The organism is Cellulomonas biazotea, from assembly GCF_004306155.1.
Taxonomy (GTDB): Bacteria; Actinomycetota; Actinomycetes; order Actinomycetales; family Cellulomonadaceae; genus Cellulomonas; species Cellulomonas biazotea.
Map to the genome: position 1 here is coordinate 1 of NZ_BIMR01000457.1, position 3,379 is coordinate 3,379.

A 3,379-nucleotide genomic window follows, 5' to 3' on the forward strand; every position below is an offset into this window, starting at 1 on the left:
CCCCCCGCCTCGGCCGTGCCGGTCGCGACCGGACCGGTCCGGTCAGGCCGGGACGACGGGCTCCAGCGTCGACCACGCCCGGCTGCGGGCGGCCGCGGCGGCGAGCACGCCCGTCGCGGTCGTCGGGCTGTGCAGGCGCCCGTCGAGCACGGCGTCGACCGCCTCGTCGAGCGGCACCCACACGGGCACCATCGTGGCCTCCTCGTCGACCCGCTGGTACCGGTCCGCGTCGGGCACGGGCGACAGGTCGCGCGCGAGGAAGACGACGATGCGCTCGTCCGACCCGCCGGGGCTCGTGAAGAACTCGACGAGACGCCACCACGAGCCGGCGACCAGGTCGGCCTCCTCCGCGAGCTCGCGGGCCGCCGCGAGCGCGGGGTCCTCGCCCTCGACGTCGAGCAGGCCCGCGGGCGGCTCCCACAGCTCGTGCCGCACGGGGTGCCGGTACTGCGACAGCAGCAGCACGCGGTCCTCGTCGTCGAGCGCGATGACCGCGACCGCTCCCGGGTGGGCGACGTACTCCCGCAGCACCTGGGACTCCCCCAGGTCCACGACGTCACCCGCGAGGTCCCACACCTTGCCCTCGTGGATGACCTCGTGGGAGACGACGGGACGCGGTGCGTGCCGGTCGGCGACGGTCACCCCTCAGACCTCGTCGCTGCGCAGCGCGAGCGCCGCACCGACGAGACCGGCGAACAACGGGTGCGCGCGCGTCGGGCGGGACTTGAACTCCGGGTGCGCCTGCGTCGCGACGAAGTACGGGTGCGTCTCGCGCGGCAGCTCGACGAACTCCACGAGCGACGTGTCGGGCGAGGTGCCGGAGATGACGAACCCGGCCTCCTCGAGCTTGTCGCGGTAGGCGTTGTTCACCTCGTAGCGGTGCCGGTGCCGCTCGGACACCTTCTCGCTGCCGTACGCAGCGGCGACGACCGAGCCGGGCTTGAGGTTCGCCTCGTACGCGCCGAGCCGCATGGTCCCGCCGAGGTCGCCGGCGCCGCCGACGATCGCGAGCTGCTCGGCCATCGTCGCGATGACCGGGTGCGCCGGGTCGTCGTCGAACTCGGACGACGACGCGCCGTCGAGGCCCAGCACGTTGCGCGAGTACTCGATCACCATGCACTGCAGGCCCAGGCAGATGCCGAGGGTGGGCACGAGGTTCTCGCGCGCCCAGCGCAGCGCGCCGAGCTTGCCCTCGATGCCGCGCACCCCGAACCCGCCGGGCACGAGCACCGCGTCGACGCCCTCGAGCGCGAGCCGCGCCCCCTCGGGCGTCTGGCAGTCGTCGGAGCGGACCCACCGGATGCTGACCTTCGCGTCGTGGTGGAAGCCGCCCGCCCGCAGCGCCTCGGTCACCGACAGGTACGCGTCGGGCAGGTCGATGTACTTGCCGACCAGTGCGACCTCGACCTGGTGCGCGGGCTGGTGCACGCGGTGCAGGAGCTCGTCCCACCCGGACCAGTCGACGTCCCGGAACGGCAGGCCCAGCCGCTGCACGACGTAGGCGTCGAGGCCCTCGGAGTGCAGGACGCGCGGGATGTCGTAGATGCTCGGCGCGTCCTTCGCGGTGACGACGCCCTCGACGTCGACGTCGCAGAACAGCGCGATCTTGCGCTTGGTGCCCTCGGGCACGTCGCGGTCGGCGCGCAGGACGATCGCGTCGGGCTGGATGCCGATGCTGCGCAGCGCGGCCACCGAGTGCTGCGTCGGCTTCGTCTTGAGCTCGCCCGACGGGCCGATGTACGGCAGGAGCGAGACGTGCAGGAAGAACACGTTCGAGCGGCCGAGGTCGTGCCGCACCTGGCGGGCCGCCTCGAGGAACGGCAGCGACTCGATGTCGCCGACCGTGCCGCCGATCTCCGTGATGATGACGTCGACGTCGTCGTCCGCCTGCGACCGCATGCGGGTCTTGATCTCGTCGGTGATGTGCGGGATGACCTGCACGGTGTCGCCCAGGTACTCGCCGCGACGCTCCTTGGCGATGACCTGCGAGTAGACCTGGCCGGTCGTCACGTTCGCGGAGCCGACGAGGTCGACGTCGAGGAACCGCTCGTAGTGGCCGACGTCGAGGTCCGTCTCCGCGCCGTCCTCGGTGACGAAGACCTCGCCGTGCTGGAACGGGTTCATCGTTCCCGGGTCGACGTTGAGGTACGGGTCGAGCTTCTGCATGGTGACCCGCAGGCCACGTGATCGCAGGAGGCGGCCGAGGCTGGATGCCGTCAGACCCTTGCCGAGGGAGGAGGCGACGCCCCCGGTGACGAAGATGTGCCGGGTCGTGGAATCCGACCGCCCGGAGAGTCGATGCGCGCGCTCTGTCACGGGCTTCCATCTTACCGGACGCGCGGCGTCCTCCCGAGAGGCGCACGGGGTGAGTCCCGACACGATCCGTCGGGACGGCTACTCCGTCGGGTCGGGCACGGCGGCCGGCACCCCGGCCTCCGGTGCGGGCTCGCGCTCCAGCCGCACCATCTGGGTGACGGTCCGGCGGTCGAGCAGCGCGACGGCACCGGCCATGACGACGACCGCGACGACCGCTCCGCCGGCGGCCGCACCGATCGCCGACCACACGCCGGTCCCGGTGAGCGTCTCGACGGCGTCGACCACCCAGCGGCCGGAGGCCGCCGCGACCACACCGGCGATGACGACGACCGTCGTGGTCCGGGCGAGCCCGACCACGGCCTCGCGTCCCGCGGCCCGGGCGAGCCCGACGACCGCGGCCGTGCCGCCGACGAGCATGCCGACGCTGCTCGCGACCGCGAGCGCCGTCAGGGTGCGTGCCGGGTCCCGTCCGTCGGGCACGAGGACCGCCCCGAGGACGAGCGAGCCGACCGCGGACGTGCCCCAGCCAAGGACGTTCGCGGTGACCGCGGCGCGTCCCCGTTCCAGCGCGTACAGCGCGCGGGAGGCGTGGAACATCGCGGCGAACCCGACGAGTCCGGGGACGAGCAGGGTGATGGTCGACGACATCGCGGTCGTGGAGCCGGCCCGGCCGGTGAGCGCGCCGAACACGTCGGCGACCGCGGGCGCCGCGGCGGCGACGGCGGCCGCCCCGACCGCCGCGGCGGTCACCACGGCGCGCGTGGTGGCGGAGGCCATGACGGCGTACTCCCCGAGGCGCCCTGCGGCGGCACGCGCGGCCAGCCGGGGGAACGTGGACGTCGCCAGCGGCACGACGAGCACCGCGTACGGCAGCAGGTACACCTGCTGCGACCACAGGTAGAGGGAGAACGTGGCGCCGCCGCCGCGCGCCGAGGAGACGACGACCACGACGAGCATCGCGAGCTGCTGCGCGACGAGCGACCCGACCCCGGCGAACGCGAGCGCCGCGAGGCGTCGTCCGACCCCGGCCGGGAACCGCAGTGTCGGCCGCAGCCGCACCCCG

General features: G+C 73.7%; 3 protein-coding genes. All 3 read right to left on the reverse strand.

From position 1 onward, the window contains the following. Window positions 1–42 precede the first annotated feature (42 nt). The gene (locus CBZ_RS20110; protein ID WP_130783200.1) at window positions 43–642 is read right to left on the reverse strand and encodes an NUDIX domain-containing protein; all 600 of its coding nucleotides are present in this window, start codon (window positions 640–642) and stop codon (window positions 43–45) included. Window positions 643–645: 3 nt separating this feature from the next. Next, window positions 646–2,316, reverse strand: a complete 1,671-nt coding sequence (gene pyrG / locus CBZ_RS20115; RefSeq protein WP_130783201.1) for a CTP synthase — start codon at window positions 2,314–2,316, stop codon at window positions 646–648. A 78-nt stretch (window positions 2,317–2,394) separates the two neighbouring features. After that, window positions 2,395–3,379: lipid II flippase MurJ (locus tag CBZ_RS20120; protein WP_281274922.1), on the reverse strand; the 985-nt coding region annotated here is incomplete at its 5' end.